The organism is Streptomyces sp. NPDC059740, assembly GCF_042733155.1.
Taxonomy (GTDB): Bacteria; Actinomycetota; Actinomycetes; order Streptomycetales; family Streptomycetaceae; genus Streptomyces.
In genome coordinates, this window is sequence record NZ_JBHWGP010000006.1 from 179323 (window position 1) to 201890 (window position 22568).

Consider the following 22568-nt stretch of genomic DNA (forward strand, 5'->3'; position numbering starts at 1 on the left):
GACGTTCGTGGACCTTCATCCCGCGACCCGTCTCATTGGCGACCGGCCGCCGACGCTGAAAGAGCTGACTGCGCGGCTGCGCGCGGTGGCCGCCGAGCACCCGCAGTCGTGCCGCCTTCAGACCATCGGCCGCTCCCGGGCGGGCCGGCCGGTGGACCTGCTCAGCGTCCACGGCGGGCCCGTCGACGTGCTCCTTCTCGGTGCCTCGCACCCGGACGAGCCGTTGGGCCTTGCCACCATCGAGGCCCTCGCCCTGTACGTGGCCACGCACGCCGAGACCCGCGAGACCTTCAGCTGGCACTTCGTGCCGTGCACCGACCCCGACGGAACCGTGCTCAACGAGACCTGGTGGGCGGCGTGGCCCCCTACCATGGAGTCCTACCACCGCGGGCTCTACCGGCCGGCCGGGGCGCAACAGCCCGAATGGACGTTCCCCACCGCGCACTTCACCGCCCCGCTCCCCGAGACACGGGCCATGATGTCGGTCATCGACACCGTCCGGCCCCGCCTGCTCGTCTCCCTGCACAGCGGCAACTGGGACCACTGCCACTACATGATCACGCCCGGCGAGCAGCAGCTGGTGGACGTGCTCGCCGCCGCGGCCGAGCGCGGCGGCCTGCCCGTCGCCGCCGCGCCGAGCGACTGCGCCGGCTGGGACAGCCCCGGCCCCGGCGTGTTCGTCCTCCCCCGCCCGCAGCCCGTCCCGGCCGATGCCGAATGGGAACCCACCGGCATGAGCAGCGCCCACTACGCCTCCCGGCACGGCGGGTTGGGCATCTTCCCCGAGGTGCCGATGTGGCGCACCCGCCCACTCACCCTGGCCGCCGAGGAGAGCATCGCCGTCCTGGACCACGCCCGTACCCTCGTGAACGAGGCGCTGGCCCGGACCCTGGCGGCAGACGACGGCCGGGAGAGCATCTTCACCACAGCCGTCCGCGACCAGGTCGCGATCATGGCGTGGATGATCGGGCAGGTGCAGCAGCACCCCGCCCTGGCCGCGGACCAGCCGCTCACGCTGACGGTGCCGCTGCGCGCCGCCGGCATGCTGCTGCGCCACCTCCGGGCCCGCTGCGCCGACCAGCCCGGGAACCGCGCCCTGCACGGCGAACACGACGCGCTGGAAGGCGAGTTCGACGCGTGGTGCCGCCGGGCCCAGACCGCGCTGCGACCGGAGCCGGTGCCCGTCGCCCAGGCCGTGACGTACCAGATCACCACGGTCCTTGCCGCAGCAGATCTGGTGGCGCGGCGCGGCGCGCGGCCGCCGGTGCGCACCGAAGAAGACCTCGGCGTCAGCCGATAAGGCCGATCCCCGGCTCTGCTGCCCCAACTCTCCTGGCATGGGCGGCAGACCGGGCCGCGAAGGACACCGATGAACGACACCCCGACGACGCTCATGCTCGGCAAGCGGTACCGGCTGGTCGTGGACGGCATCCAGCCAGACGCGGCCGAGCCGCGCAGCACGCACGGCCTGGACACGCTCAGCGGCCAGAAGGTGCAGGTCACCCGCATCGCACTCCCCGAGACCCTCACCGCGGACCCGGCGGCGTACGGCGTATGCGACACCCCGTCCCGGATGCCGTCGATGGAACGGAACGTGCAGAACGCCGTTGCCGGAGTCCGAGCCCTGACCCTCCTTCCTGACCACCCTCGTCTCACCCAGGTCTTCGACGTGGTGGTCGAGGGCGAGGCGCTGTGGATCGTCAGTGAGCACGTCGCTGGTCGCCCGCTGTCGGATCTCCTTGCCGAACGACGGCCGCCCACGCCCCTTCGGGCCGCAGAGATCGCGCGCGAGGTCCTCAGCGCGCTCCGGCACCTGCACTCCTGCGGCTGGCTCCACGGAAACATCACCGCCAGCGCGCTGCTCATCTGCGGCAACGGCAGCGTTGTCCTCGACGGCCTCGCCCAGAGCGTCGCCGAGGACGCGCTGTCCGGCTTCCCGCCCCGCCTGCTTCCGTACGACCGGGAGAACGAGACCACCCAGCGCCCGCCCGGTGAACCCGAGGCGCCCTCGGTCCCCGACCGGCATGCCTCACCGCCGCTGCCCCCGGGCTTCCTGCCGGCGCGCAGCGCCGGCGGGTGGGCCGCCCTGCAAGCCGACGCGCAGCGCCAGGCAGCCGCCGACCGCCAGCCGGACCGTGCCGGCACGCCCGGCACCTCACATCGGCCTCGCCCTGAAGCCCTCGGCGATGTGACGGAGGACGACGTTCCCGCCGCGCCGCTCACTCCGATCGAGGCCCGCCGGGCACGGGACGCACGGATCGCGCGCATCGGCGCGGTGACCGAGCGGTGGGCACCCGAACAGGCCGCACCGGTCCCCGACGGAACGTGGCGGCTCGCGCCGCCCGTCGGGCCGGCCGCAGATCTGTGGGCCCTGGGCGCCCTTCTGTTCCGCGTCCTCCAGGGGCATCCGCCCTACCCGGAAGAGGATGCCGCCGAGCTCGTTGCCATGGTGTGCGCGGAACCGCCCGCCTACGCCGAGGCCAGCGGCGAACTGCGCCCGGTGATGGAGTCCCTGCTGCGCGAGGAGCCCGAACGGCGGCCGTCCCTCGCCGAGACCGACAGCTGGCTGGTCTCCCTGCTGCGCGACGCCCGTGAACCCGCGCCGCTCCCCGACGATCCGGACGATGAACTGCCGGAGCGATCGCGCCGGCTGCCGGTGCTGCGCTTCCGCGGCCACCTCGTGCGCCGCCGGCCCGTGGGGCAGTCAGCCGTACGACAGGGGCGGCGCCGGCGGGCCCGCGCGACCTCACGCCGACGCGGACGCACTCTCCTCGTCGCCGCGCTCCCTGTGGCCCTGGGGGTCACGGCCTACGGGGCTCTCGCACTGACGCGAACCGGGTCCGCGGATGTTCCTCACGACGTGGCCTCGCCCTCGCCGGCCGCTGTGCCCCGGGGCAGCCGCCCATCGACCGCAAGCCCGGACTCGCCCCAGCGGACGACCGGTCCGGGGCTCCACGATCCGGCCGGCTTCCTGATCGACATCGGCGGCGGCTGGAGGCGCCATGCGGAGCCCGGTCAATCCCGCGTCCGGTTCACCCGCGACGGGCTCACGGTGATCGTCGTACCCGGCCGCGACAGCACCAGCGAGCACCCGGATCCGCTCGACTACCAGCAGGGCGAGCCGGAGCTCGCGCCGTACCGGGCGGACCCCGGCGGCACCGCCGACGACGTGCGGCGCATCGACATCGGAGCGGACCAGTCGCTGGCCGAAGGCCGGTACTTCTACACCAGCGCCGACGGCACACCGCTGTACGCCCGCAACCGGGCCACCGTCCTCGCCGGCCGCTACCACGTGATCCTCGTCCAGGGGCCGGCCGACGACCGCGCACGCGTCGACGAGATCTTCGACCGGGCTGTTACGGCCTACCGGCCCGACTCGCCGACGAGGTCACGGTGAGGCGCTGCTGAGGGACTTGGTCATGGCCCGGTTGATGGCGTGGTCGCGGCCGGGGACGTAGGGCGGGCACGGTACGTATCCGGTGCGGTGGTAGAGGGCCAGGGCGGCGGTGTTGCGGCGCCCGGTCTCCAGCATGATCCGCCTGGCGCCGCACCGGACGGCGTGTTGTTCGAGGTGCTCGAGGAGGCGCCGGCCGATGCCGTGGCCGCGGGCTTCGCCGGAGACGTACATCCGCTTGATCTCTGCGGTGTGGTCGTCGAGGAGGCGTACTCCTGCGCAGCCGACCGGGTCATCGCCGATGCGGGCGATGAGGAACAGGCCGTGGGGAGGGTCGAAGTCGGCCTCGGGAGTGGTGTCCGGGTCGTCGGCGAATCCATACAGACCGAGCTGCTCGGCGCGCAGGGCCTGGGTCAGGCGGCGGGCGTCCGGGTGGTCGTAGGGAACGGCGCTGACGGAGGGCGTCAGGTGTATCGCGGCCTGATCGTCGGTGGCGGTGGGCGTGGACGTCATGAAGCCGATAGTGCCCTGTCGACGGCGGTGAGCGCATGGGCGCGGTCTGCGGAGCGCATGCGGGTGCCGGCCAAGCGGCGGATGTGGCGCAGGAGGTTGCGGCAGCGGATGGACTGGACGTCGGGCACGTGGTCGGCGAGTTGCAGGAGGGTGGCCGCGGTGGAGTCCGGGTCGCGGGCGAGGAGGTGGGCGCGGGCGAGGTGGATGCCGTGCAGGAGGGCGGAGCGGGGGAATCCGCTGGTGGGGCCGTGGTCGGTGAGGGGTGACAGGAGGGTGGTCGCCTCGGTGAGCAGGCGCCTGGTGTGGGCGGGGGTGGCGGCGGCGAGTTCGACGAGAGCGTGTCCGGCTTCCGCGGAGACCTGTTCGGGGGTGAAGTAGTACAGGGAGGGCGGGTCGTCGTCGCGGCGGCGTTCGAGCAGGATCCGGCAGCGGTCGGTGGCGTCGCGGAAGGCGGTGATGTCGCCGGCGGCGGCGTGGGCGGTGGCCATGCGGCCCCAGGCACGGGCCCGGACCAGGGGGCTGCTGCGGGTGGTGTGGTCGACGGCGGCTTCGGCGTAGCGCAGAGCTGCTGCGGGCTTGCCGGCCGCCGCGTGCTGGTAGGCGAGCATTCCTAAGACGTTGCCGACCGTGGTGGTGTCATCGGCGGCGCGGGCGAGGCGGATGGCCAGGAGCTGGTAGCGCTGGGCGGCCGCGTGGAGGTCGGCGTCGAAGGCCATCCATCCGGCCAGTTGGGCCATGCCGCTGGCGGTGGCCAGGAGGCGGGTGCCGACGTCGGTGCTGTAGGTGCCGTGGCGGAGCAGGCCCAGAACGCCGGCGAGTTCGGTGCGGACGTACCGCTGGGAGAGGGCGCCGCCGCCGGCGGTGTCGTCCAGCCGCCGTAGGCGGCCGAGGTGGCCTTCGAGGACGTCGACGAAGGCGGGAAGGACCTGTTCCTGCCCGCCGGGGGCCAGGATGGGCCGGGCGTTTTGGCGGGTGGCGTCCCACACGGCGCTCAGGAGCTGGCTGTCGCCGGCCGGGTGGAGGATCGCCTGTTCGTGGGGGTCGGTGGCGGTCCATGCGGTGGCGGTGTCCAGGACGTCGGCGATCGAGCGCCGGCCGAGCAGGTCGTCGGTGGCGGTCTTCTCGGCCTTCGCGCCGGTCGCGGCACGTTCCCCCCAAAGGCCGGCGGCGGTGAAGGGGGTGCCGGTGGCCTCGGTCAGCACGGTGGCGGTGAGCCGGCGGACGGTCGCGGAGCGGGGCTGGGCGCCGTTGAGCCAGGCCCGGCCGGCGGTCGGGTGCAGGGTGGGCTGACCGGCGGCTTCGAGGCGGGGGTTGAGGGCCCGGACGAGTTCGCGCGGTGTCCACTGGGCTGCCTGGAGGGCGGCGGCCAGGGCCTGGTTCGAGGGGGGTGCGGACGCCGACCCAGCGTCCGCCGACGTCGTGTCGCGGAGGGTCGTCACGCCGGGACGCTACGTCAATACGCCGGTCACGGGCGGGAATTCTCGGCTTTTCTCGCTCTCGCCGCGAAATTCTCAACGTTCTCTCCGGTCCCCTCTGCCGACGGGACAGCGCGGGCGGTGTGCTGGTGAGCCCGCCGCCGGCCGACCGCGCCGACGGCCTGGCCGGCCCGGATCTGGGCCGTCGCCGCCATCCGTTCATGACGCGCACGGCCGCCTACCGGCGTCTGCTGCACGGGAGTTGGAGGACGCCATGCCGCACAGTCCGCACAGTTCGGCACCGCACCCGCAGCGCGAGCGGATCGCGGAGGCGCTCGCCTCCTACGTCCGCCGGGGAGGAGCGCTGTCGGTGGCGGACGGGTCCGGCGTGATCGGGGAGCTGGAGCAGCGGATCGAGGAGATGCTCGGGCTGCGGGACCCGCTGACGTTCTCCTCGGGCACCGCCGGGCTGCACGCGGCCTACCTTGCGCTGGACATGCCGGCCGGCTCGGAGGTGATCGGCCCGGTCACGACCTTCCACGCCTCGCTGTCGCCGGCCGTGCACGCCGGGGTGAACGTGGTGCTGGCCGACGTGGAACCGGATACCGGGAACTTGTGCCCGGCGGCGCTGGAGGCGGCGATCACCCCGCTGACGCGGTGCGTGACGGTGACGCACTACCTGGGGCACCCCGCCGCGATGGAGGAGATCACCCGGATCTGCCGCGAGCGGGGCCTGCACCTGATCGAGGACATCAGCCACGCCTACCTGTCCACCCTGAACGGGCAGCGGGTGGGAACGTTCGGTGACATCTGCGTGGGCAGCATGCAGGACAAGAAGGCCTGGCCGGCGGGCGAGGGCGGCCTGTTCAGCGCCGCGCGCCCGCAGTGGCGCGAGCGGGCGCTGCTGGCCGGCCACTACCGCGGCCGCGCCCTGTCGCTGAAGGACCCGGAGCTGGCCGCGTTCGGCGAGACCGGGCTCGGGCTGAAGATGCGGATGCACCCGCTCGCCGCGGTCGTGGGTCTGGCCAACGCCGAAGGCCTGGCCGAGCGCCTGGCCGCGCGGCGCGCGCTGCTGGAACGGCTGAGCCGGCGCCTTCAGGGCCTTGCAGGGGTGCGCCCGCCGGTGGTGCGGCCCGGCGCGACGATGGGCGGCTGGTTCTCCTTCCGCCCGGAGATCCAGCCCGGCGAGCTCAAGCCGGGCGTCGACGCGGGCACCTACCTGGAGCGCCTGCAGAACCTCGGTGTCCCGGCGCACTACCCGTCGATCGGTTCTCTGGCCGGGATGCCGCTGTTCACGAAGCCGGTGCCGCTGCGGGCGGTGTCCGGGACGTGGCGGCCGCGGCTGTGCGGCCCCTTCCCCGGCGAGAGCGCCTACAACGCGGGCCGGATCAGCGTGAGCGTCACCGACCGCGACACCGAGGAGACGATCGACGCCTACGGCGACGCCTTCGCCGCAGCGTCGCAGGCGCTGGCCCGGCCGGTGGCGACATGACCGCGCCCACGGCAACGGACGTTGCGGCGGTCGCACGGCGCGCGCCCGGCAGCACGGGGCCCGGGGCGGCGGCGCGGCGTCGGCTGTTCGGCTGGTCGCAGGAGATGGCCACCCTGCGCCAGGACTTGGAGGGACGCTGGACGGCCGGGCTGCGGGCCAGCGGCACGGTCAGCCTGCCCCCGCCGGGGATGCCGGCGGCGGCGCAGCACCTGACGGACGGCGGCGGGTTCCGGCTCCCGGCCGCGGCGGACGGCCGACTCCCGGCCGCGACGCGCGCCTTCTTCGCCGACCGAATCGTCCACGACGGATGGGTGTACTTGCGGGGGTTCGGCTACTACGCCGCCGACGCGCAGATGTACCTGCCCGGCCAAGCACCCGCCCCCGCCCACCGGTTCACCGCGCTCCGCCAACGGTGGCCCCGGTACGCGCGTTTCGCCCGCTCGCTGGCCGAGCCCGCGGCGCGGGAGCCGGCCGGGTGGTACGCGTGGTTGGCCTGGTTGGCGTTCCTGGAGGCGGCGGTGCAGGACGTGTGCACCGCGCGGTGGAGCGCCGCGGTCCTCGATCACCGGGAGGCGGCCGGCGTGCTGGACGGGCTCCTGGAGGAGCTCGGCGCGCTGCTGGCCGAGGCGGCCTGGAACCGGTGGCAGCCCGCCGGCCGTGCGGCTGGCCCGTGTGATCCGGCCGGCTGGGCGGAGCGGGCTTCCGCGGTGACGGGCGACGCCCGGATGCCGGAGGTCCTGGGCGAACTGGGCCGGGAGCTGGAGGGGACCGGCGTGACGGCGGATGCGGTGCGCGCCGTGCGCGAGGGCGACGTGCTGTGGCAGATCGCCGCGGCCTTCGAGACCCGCTGGCCGGCGCTGGAGGCAGCGCATCCGGGCGCGCCGGTGCTGCTGGTCAGCGAGGCGTTCGGCGCGATGGCCGCAGGCCCAGTACTGGCCGGGATGCTGCCGCAGCCGCAGCGGGCCCGGGTGCGGCTGGCGCTCGCCCGGGGATCGGTCCACGAGGAGGAGATGGCCCGGGTCTCGGGCACCGCGTGGCGCACCGGGCGCCTGGAGGCTGACGGGCGGGTGGTGGTGCACCTGGACGACAGCGTGTTCACCGGCCGCACCCACGCCGGGCTGCGCCGGGCCCTGACCGGCACGCCGGCCGCGGTGTACCTGGTGCCGCTGACGCTGGATGTGGGCACGCCCTTCAACCATCCCGAGGAGATCACCGTGCTCGGCCGCGGCGTGGCCGAGCACCTCGCGGGCCTGGAGACCACCGTGCGCGCCGTGGGCGGGGCGCTGCCGCCCGCGCCGAGCCTGTGGGCGCGCCGCAAGACCCCCACCCCGACTCCAGGTGCCCGCAGCGGGCCGGAAGTCCCGCCGGGGGGCGAGGCGTTCGCGCGGGTGGCGGGCGGCTCGGACCGGCTGCTGGCGCTGCTGTGGGACCGGTACGCCCCGGAGATCCGCCGTGCCTGACCTCCAGCCACCCGCGGACGGCGCGGGAGAGGTGGCGGCCGAGAACTTGGTCTTCACGGCGGAGGCCGGCCGCCGGGCCCGGATGGTGTCGTGGCGGGCCTACCAGGTGATGGTCGCCGACGTCGCCGCGCAGATCCGCTCCGCCCACCCGGGCCCGGTCACCTTGGTCGGCGTCCTTCAGGGCGGCTGGATCACCGCTCAGTCCCTGGCCGACCTCCTGCCCGGCCCGCTCGTGCTGGCCGCAGCCGCCCGCCAGCACGACGGGCGCACCGACGGCATCGCGCTGTTCGCCGCGGCGGATGGCCTGCTGGTGCCCGCCATGCCGCCGGCCGGGCAGCCGGTCATCGTGGTCGACGAGGTCGTCGACTCCGGCCGCACCGCCGCCTACTTCCTCGCCCAGCTCGCCGCCCACCGGCCGCAGTTGGCGTGCCTGGCCGCGTCCGACCGTGCCGATCCGGCGCCGTGCTTCGCCGCGCGGACGATGAGCGACCTTCCGGCGCTGGTCCTGCCGTGGCGGGTCCTGCGCGACATCGACCAGACCGCGGCCTGCCTGCTGGCCGCCGGTCCCCTGACCACCGACCAGCTCGACGAGAGGCTGCGTGACCTCGGCCATGACCTCGGCCCCGACCTTCTTGAGCCCCGCCTCGCCGACCTCGCCCGCCGAGGACGGCTCCACCGCCACGGTTCCCACTGGCAGCAGCCCTGACCTGCGGCGCGTGGCCGCCTTCTACGACGCGGCCCCCGGCAGGGAGTGGCAGCGCACTCGCTCGGGCCCCTACCACCGGCTGGAGGCCGAGGTGATCCACCGCCAGGTCCTGGCCGGCCTCCCGGCGGCCGGCCGCGTCCTGGACATCGGCTGCGGCCCTGGCGTCCACGCCCTGGCCCTGGCCCGGCGCGGCCACGCGGTCGCCCTGTCCGATCTGTCGGCGGCGAGCCTGGACATGGCCCGCGACCGCTTCCGGGAGGCCGGCCTGGAGGGGCAGTTGCTCGGCACCTGGGCGGGCCCCGCCCAGCTTCTGGAGCCGCCTCGCGGGCAGTTCGACGCGGTGCTGCTGTTCGGACCGCTGTACCACCTGCTCGATGACGCGGACGCCGCCGAGGCGGTGCGCCGCGCGGCGGCCGCCCTGGCGCCCGGCGGACGGCTGTTCGCGATCTTCCTGACCCGGACCTCCGTGCTGCGCGACCTGCTCAAGCGCGGCGACTTCGCCCAGATGACCGCCCTGACCAGCTCCGGGTACCTCGGCCACGGCCGCTACCAGCCGCCGCCGGGCGTCGCCGACACCGACTACATGCCGCCCACCCGCACCCACACCCTGGCCGAGGCCGAGGACCTGCTGCGCGGCGCCGGGCTGGAGGTCACCGACCGGTACTCCCTGGAGGGCGTCGCGGCGTGGATGCGTCCGTACGTCGACCAGGAGGCTGCCGACGCGGCGGCGTTCGCCGGGCTGAGCCAGGCGGTGCTGGCCACCACCGCCCTGCCCGAACTCATCGAGGCCGGCGACCACTTCCTGCTGGCCGCCACTCGCGCCGGACTGCCCCGCCCGGCCGCGCCGGCGCGGCCGGGCGGCGGGCGGGTCGACGTGATCGGCCGGCACCGCGCCGTGCTGGCAGCCGCCGAAGACACGGTGTGCTTCGCGCCGGCCGCGGTCCACCACCGCGGCCGGCACCTGCTCGCGCTCACCGCGGGCCCGGGCTCCGCACGCACCTACGAGCCCCGGCACCTGCCCGGCCGAGCCCCGGAGCCCTGGTACACCGGCGGCCGCAACCGGGTCTGGTTGTGCCCGCTGCCGGAGGCCGGTCCCGTGACGCTGGCCGACGCCCGACCGCTGCCCGTCCCGGACGGCTGCGACGACGTCACCGGGGCGAGCCTGGTCAGCGACGGCGACGTGCTCCACGCCTTCCTCAGCGCCCGCGCCGACGGCGGCACCTGGCGGATCTACCGCACCCTCAGCCGCGACGGCGGCTCGACCTGGGCCACCCCGCACACCGTGCTGGAGCCCTCGGCCGGGCCGCAGGCCAGCGACGGCGAGCACGTGCTGATGCCCGCGGTGCTGCGGCGCGGCGGCGCCTGGTGGATGTGGTACGCCGGGCGCGACGGCCACCACCGCCGGATCCACCTGGCCACCTCCACCGACGGCGTCACCTGGCAGCGCCACGGCGTCGTGGTGGACACCGGCGTGCCGGGGGCGCCGGACGCGTACGCCGCGGACTGCCCCGCGGTGACGCCGACGGCCGACGGCGGGCTGCTGATGGTCTACGGCGCGGGCACCGCCCGGTGCCTGGCCGCCGCGCACAGCACCGACGGGCGGACCTGGCGGCCGCTGGGCACGATCCTGCACCGCGGCGGTGCCGATTCCCCGGATGCCCGCTACGCCTTCTACCCCGCGCTGGTCCCCGGCCGGTCCGGGCGGGCCCGGCTGCTGTACGCGGGCGAGGACGAGAGGGGGCGCTGGGTGCTGCTGGACGCCGGGCATCTCGAGTCCGGCCTGCTCCTCCAGCGGCCCTGTCCGCTGGAGGTGAGCGCCGACATCGACACCGCGGTGGCCCGGGTGCGTGCCGACGTGCCCGCCGCGTACTGGCAGACCACCTCCGACTGCCACGGCCCGGCCCCCGCCTACACTTCGCCGGACGGGGCGATCCGGCAGCTGCGGCCCAGCAGCGGCCCGGTCTTCGCCGCCCGCACCCCGGTCGGCGAGGTCATCATCAAACCGGGCCGCGGCAGCGTCTTCGCCGTCCGCGAGCACACCGGCCTGCAAGTGCTGGCGCGGCATGTGCCCGTCCCGGCCACCGCCCTGCACTACCAGGGCGAGAACGCCACCCTGATCGCCGAGCACCTCGACGCCGTCCCCTTGCGCGACCTGGCCGTCACCAACCCGGCGGCCTTCGAGCACGTGCTGGGTGACCTGTCCGCGCGGCTGGTCCACCTGGCCACCGCCACCGCCCGGCCCTACCGGGAGCAGGACGCCGACCACTCGCTGCAGACCCCGGCGGTGCTGTCCGGATGGGTGGAGGACCTGGCCCGCCGGATGCGCCCCTGGTGGAACCACCCCCTCCACCTCAACGGCGAGCCCACCCAGCTCACCTGTGCGGGACTGGTCCACCTCGCCCGCCGCTCCCTGGCCCCCGGCACCCACCTCGCCTACAACACCGGGGACCTCCACCTCGGCAACGTCCTGGTCGACCGCGCCGACCCGCGCCGGTGGCGGGTGATCGACGCGGAGTTCGCCGGGCTGCACGACCTGGACCAGTCGCTGTCCAAGCTCGTCGGGTCCTGCCTGAAGCACACCGGCCTCATGAGCGAGCCGGCCGCCACCGTCCGCGGCAACATCGTGGACATCACCTGTACGCTCGCCGGCCCGCTGGCGGAACGACTCCTGGCCACGCCGTGGCTGCTGGACCGCTTCGAGGGCCTGCCGGTGGACCGCGGTCGCATCCTGGGACTGCTGCTGCCCGACCTCTTCTTCCGCCTCACCCCGCCGGACGCCCCGGGCCCGGGCGGACCGTACGGGCTGGCGGCTCTCGCCCTGGGCGCCCGGATGACCGGCCACGGGCCCGGCCGGTGAGTGCCCCGGCCTCCCCCGGCGGCGCGCCGGGGCGCCGGGCGGTGCTGCCGACGGGCATCACCACGGTGCTCTTCGACCTCGACGACACCCTCGTGCCCTACCTGACCTGTTGGAGCACCGCCCTGGACGCGGTCAGCCAGAACCTCGCCGCCGCGCACCCCGGCGCGACCGGCCCCGGCATCGCCGCCTCCTACACGCGGATCTCCAACGTCCTGTGGCACGACTACGAACGCTCTCTCGCCCACCTCGGCCCGATGCCCGCGATCCGCGCCTACGTCTGGGGCCGCGCCCTGCACGAATGCGGCATCCGGCTGGGCGAGAGCGAACTGGCCTTCCTCGTTAAGGACTTCACCCGCCGGCAACTGCGCGCGATCCGCCCCGACCGGCGGGTCGCCGCCGCGCTGGACCGGCTCGCGCCGCACTTTAGGCTCGGCGTGGTCACCAACGGCGACAGTGCCGGCCAGCACGCCAAGCTCGAACATGCCGGGCTCGACGCCCACTTCGAGACGGTGGCGTGCGCCTTGGACATCGGCACCCGCAAGCCCGACCGGGCGCCGTTCCTGCACGCCGCCGCCGAACTGTCTGTCGCCCCCGAGCAGTGCCTGTACGTGGGGGACAGCTGGGCCAACGACGTGGTGGGCGCCCACGCCGCCGGGATGCACCCGGTGTGGATCATCCCCAACGACACGCCGATTCCGCCCGGCCGGCCTCCGGCCGCCTGCTTCCCCGACGTCCTGTCCTGCCTGAACGCCCTGGCCGAGCACGCTGCCCTCCCAACGGAGCGATCATGACCAGCCCCACCCTCCCGGGCCTCTCGGCCACCGCCTGGCCCGGCGCCGCACCGGCCGACACCACGGTGCGCACCGACCTGCTCGGCACCGTGCGCATCCCCGCCGACCAGATCCGCGCCGCGAGCCTCTCGGGCCTGAACCGCCGGCTGCTGGACGACTTCTTCCCCACCGCCGCAAGCGGCGGGGTCCGGCTGGGCCGCGGCGCCTGCTACTACCGGCCCCGCACCGCGCTGCCCGCGGCCACCGCCCTGGCCCGGGCGGTTGCCGCCCTGGACGAACGCGCTCCCGGCGACGCCCCGGCCGTTCGGCACGCCCTGCTGGACAACCTCCACAACCTCGCCGCCGCCGGGGCCTACGCCCTGTGGCACGACCTCACCGACCGCCCGGCCCCGCCCGGCGACCCCCGCCCGGCCGCGCTGGAACGGCTGATCGCCGCGGCGACCACCACCGCCGCCCACCTGCACGGCCTGCCGGCCCCGGGCGGGCCGCTCACCGTGCCGGCCGGCGACCTGGAACTGCTGTCCCGCACCGACGGCGGCTGGCGCACCTTCCGGGAACTGGACAACCACACCAAGATCGGTAACGAGCTGGCGTTCCTCGCCGACCACCTCCTCGCGTCCCGCCCGGAGATCACCAGCCTGCTCGCACCGCTGTACGGGTCACTGTCCCTGGCCGTCGCCGCCCGGGCGGTCCTGCCCGCGCGGCTCGGCCGTCCTCTAGACGTGCACCTGGTGCGCATCGGCTTCCACGACCAGGCCTCCGTCTCCTACCTCGACACCACCGGCGCTGTCTTGCAGCGGCCCACCGCACCCGGCCCCTACCGGCAGCAGTTGGCCGACGCCGTGGCCGGCTCGACCGTCCTGGTCGTCGACGACAACGTGGGCTACGGCGACACGTTGCGCGCCGCCCGCCGGCTGGTCGAGCAGCTCGGCGGCCGGGCCGTCACCCGCAGCGTCGAATCCGCGTGGGCCCTCTACCACCGCGCGGGCCGGCACGACATCGCCGACGCCGCCGACCTGCCGAGCCTGCGCCCGAACCTCCACCACAGCATCCAGACCCGCCTGATCGGACACCTGCTGCGCGGTGACGGCCGCGCCTACGCCGGCGACCCCGCGCACCGCGCCCGCGGCACGCTGCGCCAGCAGATGGCCGACTCCTTCGACCTCGCAGTCAGCACCGGCACCTGGAGCGGCGGCCAGCTCACCGCCATGCGCGCCGAGCTCGCCCACGCCGCCGCCTGGACGGAACCGCCCATCCCCCGCCCGGCCGCCCTCGTGGCCGCTGCCTGAACCGGAAGCCCCCGCCCATGCCCCTGTCTTCCCCGGTGGCCGCCGACCGCTGGCGAGTCAACATCGACGTCCAGCACGGCGCTGTCACCGCCCAGCCCGGGATTCCCCCGGGACGGCTGATCGCCGAGGTGCTTAGCGACGACGTGCCCACCGCGGTCATCGACCTCGACCGCTCCACCGGCGCCAGCACCAGCACCGCACTGCTGGAGACGGCCGTCCGCCGCCACCCCGGCCGACTGTGGGCCGGCGGCCGCCTGGTCCCGCATGACCCGGCCGTCCGCCGCCTCCTGGACGCCGGCGCCGCCGGGGTCCTGCTCGGCTCCACCGGCCTGGTCCCCGACGGGCGCCTCGACCCGCGGGCCTGGCCGGACTTCACCGCCCTCGCCGGTGAGGGACAGCTGATGCTGTCCCTCGACGCGGTGGACGGACGGATCGTCACCGACGGCTTCACCCGCACCACCAGCCTGCCGCTGACCGACGCCCTGGACGCCCTCCTCGACGCGACCGGCGGCCTCCAGCCCGTCCTGATCACCGACGCCCGCGCGGCGACCCACCGCACTGAGCCCCCCTGGCCGGTCCTCGACCGCATCGCCGGCCGCTATCCGCGCGCCGCCCTGTGGTACGCCGGCGGCCTGACCGGATGGTCCGACCTGCAGCGCCTGTGGCACGCCGGATGGGGCGCCGTCGTCGGCCGCGCCTACCTCACGGCCCCCCGCGGCCTGCCCGACGCCGACGGCCGCCTCCACCGCACCCCGCCCACGGAGACACGGACATGACCGAGCCCGCCACCACCCGCGCCGCCGACCGCGAACCGTGGTGGATTGCCAACTACCGCGGGACCGGCTACGTCGAGCGCTACGGCAGCCACGACGGCGCCACCACCCGACGCGATGTCGACTTCCTCATCGACCACCTCGCTCTGCGCGGCGATGACACGATCCTCGACCTGTGCTGCGCCTTCGCCCGGCACACCCGTGAACTCACCCGCCGCGGCTACACCGGCACCACCGGCGTCGACCTCTCACCGGACCTGCTCGGCCATGCGGCCACCACCGCCGCGGCCGCCGGCGAACCGCTCAGCCTCCTGCACGCCGATATCCGCGATCTGCCTCTCGATGACGGCCACGCCGACGCCGTCCTGCTGCTGTTCAACTCCTTCGGCTTCCTCGACACCACCGACGAGGACCTCGGCGTGCTCCGCGAAGCCCGCCGGGTCCTGCGCCCGGGAGGCCGACTGGCCATGGACCACTTCACCCCCCACCCGAACACCACCGGCATGGGCACCCGCACCGTTCGCAGCGCCAACGCCGAGACCACCCAGCACATCACCTGGGACCCCGCCACCCGCCGGCTGAACCGGCACACCATCACCGCCTACCGTGACGGAACCACCAGCACCAGCCACAGCTCGGTCCGCCTCTACACCCCGGCCGAACTGACCGAGCTGCTGCACGCAGCCGGCTTCGTCATCGACGAGCAGTTCGGCGGCTACGACGCCAGCCCGCTCACCGCCGACAGCAGCCGCCACCTCGTCACCGCGCACCGCCCCTGACCCGCCGCACCCCCGCGGTGGTGGCGGTGCCGGAAACGCAGCTGGGCCCGGCCGCGTCGCGCGGCCGGGCCCAGCTTCCGCTCCGGGAAGGAGCGTGTTCAGGTCAAGCGGACCGGGAGCCCGTACCGCTTGGCGAGCTCAGCCTTGATCTCCCTCACCGGGACGGTGCGCTCCATACGCGGCGAGTACAGCAGCGAGCTGACGATCGCCGCCGACGCGCCCGCCTCGGTGAACGCCGCAGCCGCATGCTCCGCGGAGCCCGCGCCGCCGGAAGCGATCACCGGCAGGTTGACCGCCTCGGCGATCGCCCGGGTGATCTCCAGGTCGTATCCCTCATGCGTACCGTCCTGGTCGATGGAGTTGACGCAGATCTCCCCCGCGCCGAGCTCCTCGCCCCGGCGCGCCCACGCGATGGCGTCCATGCCAGTGGCCTGCCGGGCGCCGTCGATGAACACCTCGTACCCACTGGGGATCTCGGCCGTGACCGGGACACGCTTGACCTGCATGGACTGCACGATGCACTGGCGGCCGAACTCCGCCGAGCCCTCGGTGATGATCGAGGGGTTGCGCACCGCCATCGAGTCCAGGGAGATCTTCTCCGCGCCGGCGGCCAGCACCGCGTGCATGTCCTCCAGCGACCGGATCCCCCCGCCGACCGTGAGCGGCACGAACACCGTCTCGGCGACCTTGCGGATCGTGGCCAGGTCCGCCTGGCGGCGCTGGGCGCTGGCGAGGATGTCGTAGAAGATGATCTCGTCGATACCGTCCGCGTACACCGACGCGGCGACCTCCGCGGCGTCGCCGACATCGATGTTGTCCTCGAAGCGGCGCGCCTTGGTCACGCGGCCGTCGATGATGTCGAAGCAGGCGATCAGCCGAGTGGTCAGCCCCGTGCTGGTGCTGGTCAGGCCGGGCACAGTTCCTCCTGCGGGGTCTTCGCGAACCGCTCGAGCAGGTCCAGCCCCAGAGGGCCGGACTTCTCGGTGTGGAACTGGGTGGCCATGATGTTGCCGCGCGCGACGGCGGAGGTGAACGGCAGGCCGTACTCCGTGGTCGCCGCGACGTCCCCGGCCTCCGCGGGGTCGGCGTAGTAGCTGTTCACGAAGTAGAAGTGGCCTGCCTCCGGCAGCCCGGCCAGGAAGGGATGGGCCGAGGAGCGGTGCACCTGGTTCCAGCCCATCTGGGGCACCCGGACGGTTCCTCCGTCGAACGCGCGCACGGTGCCGGGCAGCCAGCCCAGACAGGTCGCGTCCTGCTCCTCGCTCGTCTCGAACAGGACCTGCAGACCCACGCAGATGCCGAGGAACGGGGAACCGCCCTCAACCACGCGGTCGTACAGGGCATCGGGCCATCCGGCCTCGGACAGGTAGGTCATCGTGGTCCCGGCTGACCCGACACCCGGAAGGATGATCCGGTCGATGCCGTCCAACCCCTCCGGCGAGGTGAGCAGACGGTTCGGCACGCCGAGGAAGTTCAGCGCGTGGACCACGCTCTGACTGTTGCCGGTGCGGTAGTCGATCACGCCGACCACGGGTCGGTCGTCCTGCATGAACGCCTCAATCTAAGGGCCGCCGAGGGCGCCCCGGTTGAAGTAACTGGCCGCCGTCACAAACAGACGGCAAGGGTCACTATGAGTCTATCGGCGATGACCATCGAGTGCCGCCTATCCCAGCAGAGGCTCTCTTCAGCGTCCCTTTCCGAGGCCGGGAAACCTCGCCCCTGGGGCGTGGAAGACCGCCTGCTCCAGCGACCGCGGCCATCAGTGGCGGGCTACAGGTCAACGAGCTGTAGCCCGCCAGTTGACTCCCGAATAGGGGACGAGGGCGTCGTGCACCCGATCAAGGAGGGGGCCAACGCGGAGCGCCGCGCTGATCGCGGTCTCTTCGTGCGGCCAGCCCCGGAGCAAGAAACCGCCGAAGTCGCGATCCATGCCCAGTGCGCTCTCCCAGTCCTCCGCGGGAACCCGGCGGCCTTCCAGGCGGGAGGTGAGATACGCGGTCCAGGCCGGTTGCAGGTCGACGAGAGGTCTCAGCGAGCTACGTGTGCGGTCCATGAGCTCAGTGACCTCTGCGGGCGGGGCATACGCGAGGAAGGCCCCCAGCGCCTTGTCGATCTCCTGGCTGTGCGCGAGCAACGGGCCGGCGATGGCGCGAGGGGTCTCGGCGAAGTCGGTCGTGAACGGTCGGGGATCCTTGCTCCACGCGCTTCTCCAGGCCATATACCCGGTGTTGACGGCTATGGCCCACTGGGCGCGGTGGGCGGCCTGTCGGATCCCCCGCCGTTTGCCGAACCGCCAGCCCATCGTCCCCGTCCCCCTCCTGTTGTCCGTTGCCGGTGCAGCGTACGCCGGATCAGCCTTCCTGCGGTCCCTGCCCGGGCAGCGTCATCCGGCCGACCAGCTCGTACCACCGCTCGATCGGGCAGACGATGGTCGCGGCCCGGTCGGAGGACATCCGCAGCATGACCTCGTCGCCGCCGGGCAGGAGGGCGACCTCAAGATGATCGACTTCTCGCGTCCCCCACGGGTAGTACCAGTCCAGGCCACCGTCGTCCTTGAAGGTCGCAACGACCTCGGCGGCGACGGCTGCCGCGAACGCCTCCCGAGCGGCCTTCGGGATCCGCACGGTGGCCATCTCGGGCTCAGGGAGGTCAGTCACGTGGTGTCGCCCTTCGTCGGCGGTGCCTTGTCCCGCTTCGCCCCACCTCAGTGCGCCGTAGGCACGCTGGTCAGAAGCCAGAGTGTCGTTTCGGAGAGCACGTTCGGCTCCGGTGGCCAGGGCGCCGGCAGTTTGCGCCCGGTCAACGCTCCAGCGTCCTGCAGCTCAGAGCCCGGAGCGCACACGGTGGCGAGCAGCCCTGTGAACAGGCCCAGCGCGTAGGCGTGTTCGGCGTACAGGGCCTCGTCATTGGGGTGGGGTTGCGTGCCGTTCTGGACCGCGGCGTAATCGTAGTACGCCTGCGTGATCTTCACCGCGTCGAGGAGGGTGTCCCCGGTGAGGAACACGGTGAGCTTGGTGATGTCCTCGATCATGCGATTCGGCTCGCCGTAATTGGAGATGAGCACGAGTTCGGCGTCCGCGGTGCTGCGGTCACCGGCTTCGTCGAGGTAGGCCAGCAGCACGTGAACGGTGCCGCCGTCGTCGATGACCATGCCGACCCCCGGGGCGGGCATGGTCTCGGTCAGATCTGCGGGGACACGGTCACTGAAAGTCGTCTGTAGCGGGAGCGTGGTCAGGACGCTGTGGCGCCCTCCGCTGCGCCAGGCCCCGAGCGCGGCGATCCGGGGCCCGTCCCACGACGCCTGTTCGACCGGCGCGTCGTACATCTGCATGAGCCACGCGGACACCCGGACACTCGGCATCCAGCACCACGGCTGCCACTGCGACCCTTCCTGGATGCGCAGTTCTTCCAGCCCCTCGAAGATCCCGGGGTACCGCTGGGTGGCCTGCATCTCCAGGCGGTGCCAGTGGTCGGCCGCTTCCCGGTAGACACAGGCGATGCGCCGGTGGCCGGCTTCAAGACGGTGGTCGAGCTTCGCGTCGAAGACCCCGTGATCGGCTCTCTTCGGAGTGGCGGCCAGCTCCGGCGAAGGTTCGAAAACGTTGCCCGCGCTCACCTCGCTCATCTTCTGCGCGGCGCGCTCAATGACGTCCCGCCGCGCGCTGTCGTGGTTGCCGTCGGCGACTTGGACGCCGCGCTTCTTCGCCTTCTGCTCCTTCAAGGTCTGGGTGACGGTGGCCTGCGGGCGTTCCTCGCGCAGTGTGGTGGCGGCCGCGGTAAGGGCGTACCAGGCGGCCACGACGGTGCGCAGTGGGACCGCCGAGTAGATGAGCCCGGACGGCAGTTGCTCAAGGTGCAGACGGGTGTCGAACAGCGGGAGGAAGGACAGGTGGAGGTCGAAGTCCGGAACGATCGGGATCAGCCGGCCCCGGGCGGCTGCGTCAGGTTCCTTCTCATCCTCGCGCAGAAGCGACCACCAGGTCAGGTGCGCTCCTGGGGAGAAGCCCTCCATGGGCGGTCCCCAGGTGACCGCGACCGCCGGGTCGCCCGAGGGGAGCCGAAACAGTGGTTCGTCGGCGGAGAAGACGAGCATGCCCGCCGGGGCGGGCAGCACGTCCGGGGTGAACGGGAGGGGGATCGAACGGTCCTGGCCGATCTCGCGCGCTGCCCGTACAAGGCCGGTGGTCATCGCGAACGTCGTGCCGTCCGAGATGCGCTTCGCCTCTGCGGTGAGCAGTTGCTCGATCTGGCGGGAGCGGGGCAGTGTCGACCACGCGGCCGGCATCACGAACGTGTGCCCGTGCTCGAAGAGCATGCCCCAGAAGTCGCGGCTCACCGGTGCCCGCAGGAAAGTGAGGGTCTCGGACCGCAACGTGGCGGCCAGATCAGCGAGGGGATGCACGGCCATGGCGTAACCCTAGACGGCGTTCTCGTCCCCGCGGTGTCCGTCTCGGGACCAGACCTCGGGCCACCACACACTGTCAGCCAGGGCGAGGTCGGGAACCGGCCAACGATCTTGTGTGCGCAGGCGGGCACCGCCAGGATCGGACCTTGACCGGTGACGGCGCCCTGAGCCGGGCCTCACCACCCGGCGGACGCGGTTCCCAGACGGTCCACTCCCGTCCCTGCGGATAGGGCTGCGGGTGCCAGGTTGCGCGATTTCGACGACGGGTAGATCGCGAGCGAATACCGTGAGTGCGAGCACGGCTGTCGTCGCCAGTCCGGCTGCCGGCCATCTGCCGTTGCTCGACGAGTCGTTGACGGGTGGAGGGGCCACAGACTGCCGCCTCTCACCTGAGATCTGGTTGAACGAAACAGGCCGGCGCGGCGCCCACTTCCCGGGCGTTGTCGGCGGAGGAGGGGGCCGGGCATGGGCACACACCAGCACGGGTCGGTGGAACTGCCCGGTGGGCCGACGGACGACGAGGGGCGAGAAGTCGACGAGGAGGCCCTCGGAGCCTTGGTGAGCGCTGCACTCCAGGGCCAGGAATGTGTAGGCGAGCACCTGGACGAGGTTGCCGCCGACCTGCCCGGCCTGGTCCGGCTGGTGACGTTTGCCCGGCTGACGACGTTGCGTGTCTACCACGGCGAGCTGCCCGACTACATGACCGATGGTGATGACGGGGTCGGCGCCTACGCCCCCGAGTTCAAGCGCCTGGTCCTGGCCCTGACCGTCGGCGAGCCGCTGTTCGAGCTATGCGAGCAGATGACGCCTGCGGAGCGTCGGCGCGCGGCTGAAGACGCACTCGAAGCGTTGGCGGGTCACCTGCGCTTCGTGGAGGACGTGGACGATTCGGTGGCGACGCTGGCCGAGGTGTGCTGCCGAGTCGGTGCCGTGATGGTCGGCTGGTCATCCCAGGCGGCGCCGATGGCCGAAAAGGAGCTGACCGAGGCCTGGCAGAGGTATCAGTTCGGTCAGCGTGAGGCCGGGCTGGAAGGCACCGGTGCGGCCGCGGTGGCGCTGCTCCTCGGAGCGGTGCTCCACCATCAGGCGCGCATGGACAAGGTCAGCACCGAGACCATCGGCGGACTCGTCTTCACTCGCGCGTTGCCGGTACTGAAGGCGCCGGAGCGGGCCGAGGAGATCCTTCGTGTGTTCGTGGCGCCGCCGGAGACGGAAGCCATCATCGCGCCGATCAAACGGCTCGCGCGCCGTGACCGTGCCTTCGTCACCGACCTGTGCAGTCACGCCCGGCACCTGCTTACGCTGCACGTCGAGGCCTGTCCGTACGGGCTACGCGAGGCTGGCCACGAGTGCACCGTCGGCCACCGGATGGACGCGATCAGCGGGGGCAGCCAGGCGCCGGTGTCCACCCCCGCTCCCGGTGCGCCGACAGAGGGACGCCGTGTCGTACTGCCTCGGATCGGCTACCGCGAGGACCGGCCGACCGAAGGGGCCCCCGAGGGCTACCCCGACGATCACCTCTGGCACATCAACGTCGACCGGATCCTGCTGACACGGTGGGACGCCGAGATCGCGCGATGGAATGAGAACATCGCCGACGACTCCTCCATCAGCGGCACCCCTCCCTACGACAACGAGACGGGCCTGGAGCAATTCGCCTGCCCGGCCTGCAAGAACCAGGAGTCCTTCCTGGTCGAGGGGCGTTGGGGCGACCCGCTTACGCTCCACTGCAGCTGCGGCGTGACGATCATGTCCCCCATCGACGGGGCCCCGGACGACCTGGGCCACCGCCTCCTCCAGAGGCTCATCCTGTGCGAAGCCGATCCCGCCTACGCCGCCCGCCGGCTCATGCCCCCGCTCGCGGAACTCCAGGAGGGTGAGCGGAGCCGGCGTTCCTTCCGCTCCTACCTGGGTCCCGAGGCCGACACGGTCGCGCTCGCCGAGGCGGTCGACCTGGAGCAGGACGATCTCGCGCAGGCCCTGGCAGCGGTTCTGCGCCCGCGGCTGCCCGAGCGGCACGGCGGCAACGCCCTCTCGCTCTTCCTTTTGGAGGTCATCTACGCGCTCTCGGCACCGGTGGTCCGGGACAGCGACGACGGCCGGCGGCTGGCCCAGGCGGTCCACGCGTTCCTGGCCGACCTGAAGCAGGAGAGTGACCGGTGGGCGCCGGCCCGCCAGCTGGTCCCGGACCGGCTGCAGCAGTGGCGGGACGAGGGCGGACCGCAGGGGTGGCAGGACGCGTGGGAGCGCACGGTCGAGGTCGCCGGACGCTACTTCGAGCAGTACCAGGTGCGCGACGGCCGGCTGAGCGATGGCTGCGCCGCGCTCACCCTCGCCCTCTACCTCCTGGCCCGCGAGCGGGAGATCGGCGTCGAGCAGATCAGCCGGGACGAGGTCCTCACCCTGATCGAGCCCGAGAACGCTGACGCCACGGCCGACACCGCGGCCGAGACGGCCGACCGCTGGGGCGCGCGGCTTCAGGCCCTCGGCCACGACCTCGATGCAGGCGACGACCCGGTCGCCCGGATGTGGCGGCACCTACGCCCCGAGGTGCACCTCGACTCCTACAGCGACAAGCGGCAGCCCGCTCTGCTGGTGGGCCTCGCCGCGGTTGTCGGCCCGCGTTCCTTCCACAACATCCGCTTTTGAGCACCGGCCTCACCGCGCCGCCGACCCGAGAAGACCGGAGGAGAA

The 22568-nt window shown here is 73.2% G+C and carries 18 protein-coding genes; 11 read left to right on the plus strand and 7 right to left on the minus strand.

Features of this window, described 5'->3' with window-relative positions:
* Positions 1 to 7: 7 nt before the first annotated feature.
* Together ACFV3R_RS10580 and ACFV3R_RS10585 are read left to right on the plus strand one after the other, a co-directional pair.
* On the plus strand, positions 8 to 1300 hold the full coding sequence (locus ACFV3R_RS10580; RefSeq protein ID WP_385578811.1) for a M14 family zinc carboxypeptidase: 1293 nt from the start codon (positions 8 to 10) through the stop codon (positions 1298 to 1300).
* A gap of 69 nt (positions 1301 to 1369) precedes the next feature.
* Positions 1370 to 3397, plus strand: coding sequence for a protein kinase (locus ACFV3R_RS10585; protein ID WP_385578814.1), 2028 nt, complete (start codon positions 1370 to 1372; stop codon positions 3395 to 3397).
* Here ACFV3R_RS10585 and ACFV3R_RS10590 read toward each other — a convergent pair.
* Complete coding sequence (locus ACFV3R_RS10590) at positions 3389 to 3907, minus strand: GNAT family N-acetyltransferase (RefSeq protein ID WP_385578817.1); 519 nt, start codon at positions 3905 to 3907, stop codon at positions 3389 to 3391. The two genes, ACFV3R_RS10585 and ACFV3R_RS10590, sit on opposite strands and share 9 nt — an antisense overlap.
* The gene (locus ACFV3R_RS10595; protein WP_385578820.1) at positions 3904 to 5346 is read right to left on the minus strand and encodes a hypothetical protein; all 1443 of its coding nucleotides are present in this window, start codon (positions 5344 to 5346) and stop codon (positions 3904 to 3906) included. The genes ACFV3R_RS10590 and ACFV3R_RS10595 overlap by 4 nt, the downstream gene beginning before the upstream one ends.
* Before the next feature lie 250 nt (positions 5347 to 5596).
* Here ACFV3R_RS10595 and ACFV3R_RS10600 point away from each other — a divergent pair, with 250 nt between their 5' ends.
* The 8 genes from ACFV3R_RS10600 to ACFV3R_RS10635 are packed head-to-tail and all read left to right on the plus strand — an operon-like array spanning position 5597 to position 15469.
* Positions 5597 to 6814: a DegT/DnrJ/EryC1/StrS family aminotransferase gene (locus tag ACFV3R_RS10600; RefSeq protein ID WP_385578822.1), complete on the plus strand. Its 1218-nt coding sequence runs from the start codon at positions 5597 to 5599 to the stop codon at positions 6812 to 6814.
* Entirely contained in the window at positions 6811 to 8274 is a 1464-nt protein-coding gene (locus ACFV3R_RS10605; protein ID WP_385578825.1) for a hypothetical protein, read from the plus strand. The genes ACFV3R_RS10600 and ACFV3R_RS10605 overlap by 4 nt, the downstream gene beginning before the upstream one ends.
* Positions 8267 to 8980, plus strand: coding sequence for a phosphoribosyltransferase family protein (locus ACFV3R_RS10610; RefSeq protein ID WP_385578829.1), 714 nt, complete (start codon positions 8267 to 8269; stop codon positions 8978 to 8980). Before ACFV3R_RS10605 ends, ACFV3R_RS10610 begins: the two co-directional genes overlap by 8 nt.
* Positions 8874 to 11837 carry a methyltransferase domain-containing protein gene (locus ACFV3R_RS10615; RefSeq protein ID WP_385578832.1) on the plus strand — a complete coding sequence of 988 codons (2964 nt, stop codon included), beginning with the start codon at positions 8874 to 8876 and terminating at the stop codon, positions 11835 to 11837. The genes ACFV3R_RS10610 and ACFV3R_RS10615 overlap by 107 nt, the downstream gene beginning before the upstream one ends.
* Positions 11834 to 12628, plus strand: coding sequence for an HAD family hydrolase (locus tag ACFV3R_RS10620; RefSeq protein ID WP_385578835.1), 795 nt, complete (start codon positions 11834 to 11836; stop codon positions 12626 to 12628). The genes ACFV3R_RS10615 and ACFV3R_RS10620 overlap by 4 nt, the downstream gene beginning before the upstream one ends.
* Positions 12625 to 13917: a phosphoribosyltransferase gene (locus ACFV3R_RS10625; RefSeq protein WP_385578838.1), complete on the plus strand. Its 1293-nt coding sequence runs from the start codon at positions 12625 to 12627 to the stop codon at positions 13915 to 13917. Before ACFV3R_RS10620 ends, ACFV3R_RS10625 begins: the two co-directional genes overlap by 4 nt.
* A 17-nt stretch (positions 13918 to 13934) precedes the next feature.
* Positions 13935 to 14693 (plus strand): HisA/HisF-related TIM barrel protein, encoded by a 759-nt coding sequence (locus tag ACFV3R_RS10630; protein WP_385578841.1) that lies wholly within the window; start codon positions 13935 to 13937, stop codon positions 14691 to 14693.
* Positions 14690 to 15469, plus strand: a complete 780-nt coding sequence (locus ACFV3R_RS10635) for a class I SAM-dependent methyltransferase (RefSeq protein WP_385578844.1) — start codon at positions 14690 to 14692, stop codon at positions 15467 to 15469. Before ACFV3R_RS10630 ends, ACFV3R_RS10635 begins: the two co-directional genes overlap by 4 nt.
* A 98-nt stretch (positions 15470 to 15567) precedes the next feature.
* On the opposite strand, the gene hisF is transcribed toward ACFV3R_RS10635, so the two are convergent.
* From hisF to ACFV3R_RS10660, 5 genes are all read right to left on the minus strand, one after another.
* Positions 15568 to 16386 (minus strand): imidazole glycerol phosphate synthase subunit HisF, encoded by an 819-nt coding sequence (gene hisF, locus ACFV3R_RS10640; RefSeq protein WP_385578846.1) that lies wholly within the window; start codon positions 16384 to 16386, stop codon positions 15568 to 15570.
* On the minus strand, positions 16374 to 17018 hold the full coding sequence (hisH, locus tag ACFV3R_RS10645; protein WP_385578849.1) for an imidazole glycerol phosphate synthase subunit HisH: 645 nt from the start codon (positions 17016 to 17018) through the stop codon (positions 16374 to 16376). Before hisH ends, hisF begins: the two co-directional genes overlap by 13 nt.
* A gap of 228 nt (positions 17019 to 17246) precedes the next feature.
* Entirely contained in the window at positions 17247 to 17687 is a 441-nt protein-coding gene (locus ACFV3R_RS10650) for a hypothetical protein (RefSeq protein ID WP_385578852.1), read from the minus strand.
* A 133-nt stretch (positions 17688 to 17820) separates the two neighbouring features.
* Positions 17821 to 18126, minus strand: a complete 306-nt coding sequence (locus ACFV3R_RS10655) for a hypothetical protein (protein ID WP_385578856.1) — start codon at positions 18124 to 18126, stop codon at positions 17821 to 17823.
* A 47-nt stretch (positions 18127 to 18173) separates the two neighbouring features.
* Positions 18174 to 19877, minus strand: a complete 1704-nt coding sequence (locus ACFV3R_RS10660) for a hypothetical protein (protein WP_385578859.1) — start codon at positions 19875 to 19877, stop codon at positions 18174 to 18176.
* Positions 19878 to 20339: 462 nt separating this feature from the next.
* Here ACFV3R_RS10660 and ACFV3R_RS10665 point away from each other — a divergent pair, with 462 nt between their 5' ends.
* Positions 20340 to 22523, plus strand: coding sequence for a hypothetical protein (locus ACFV3R_RS10665; protein WP_385578862.1), 2184 nt, complete (start codon positions 20340 to 20342; stop codon positions 22521 to 22523).
* The last annotated feature ends 45 nt before the right edge of the window (positions 22524 to 22568 follow it).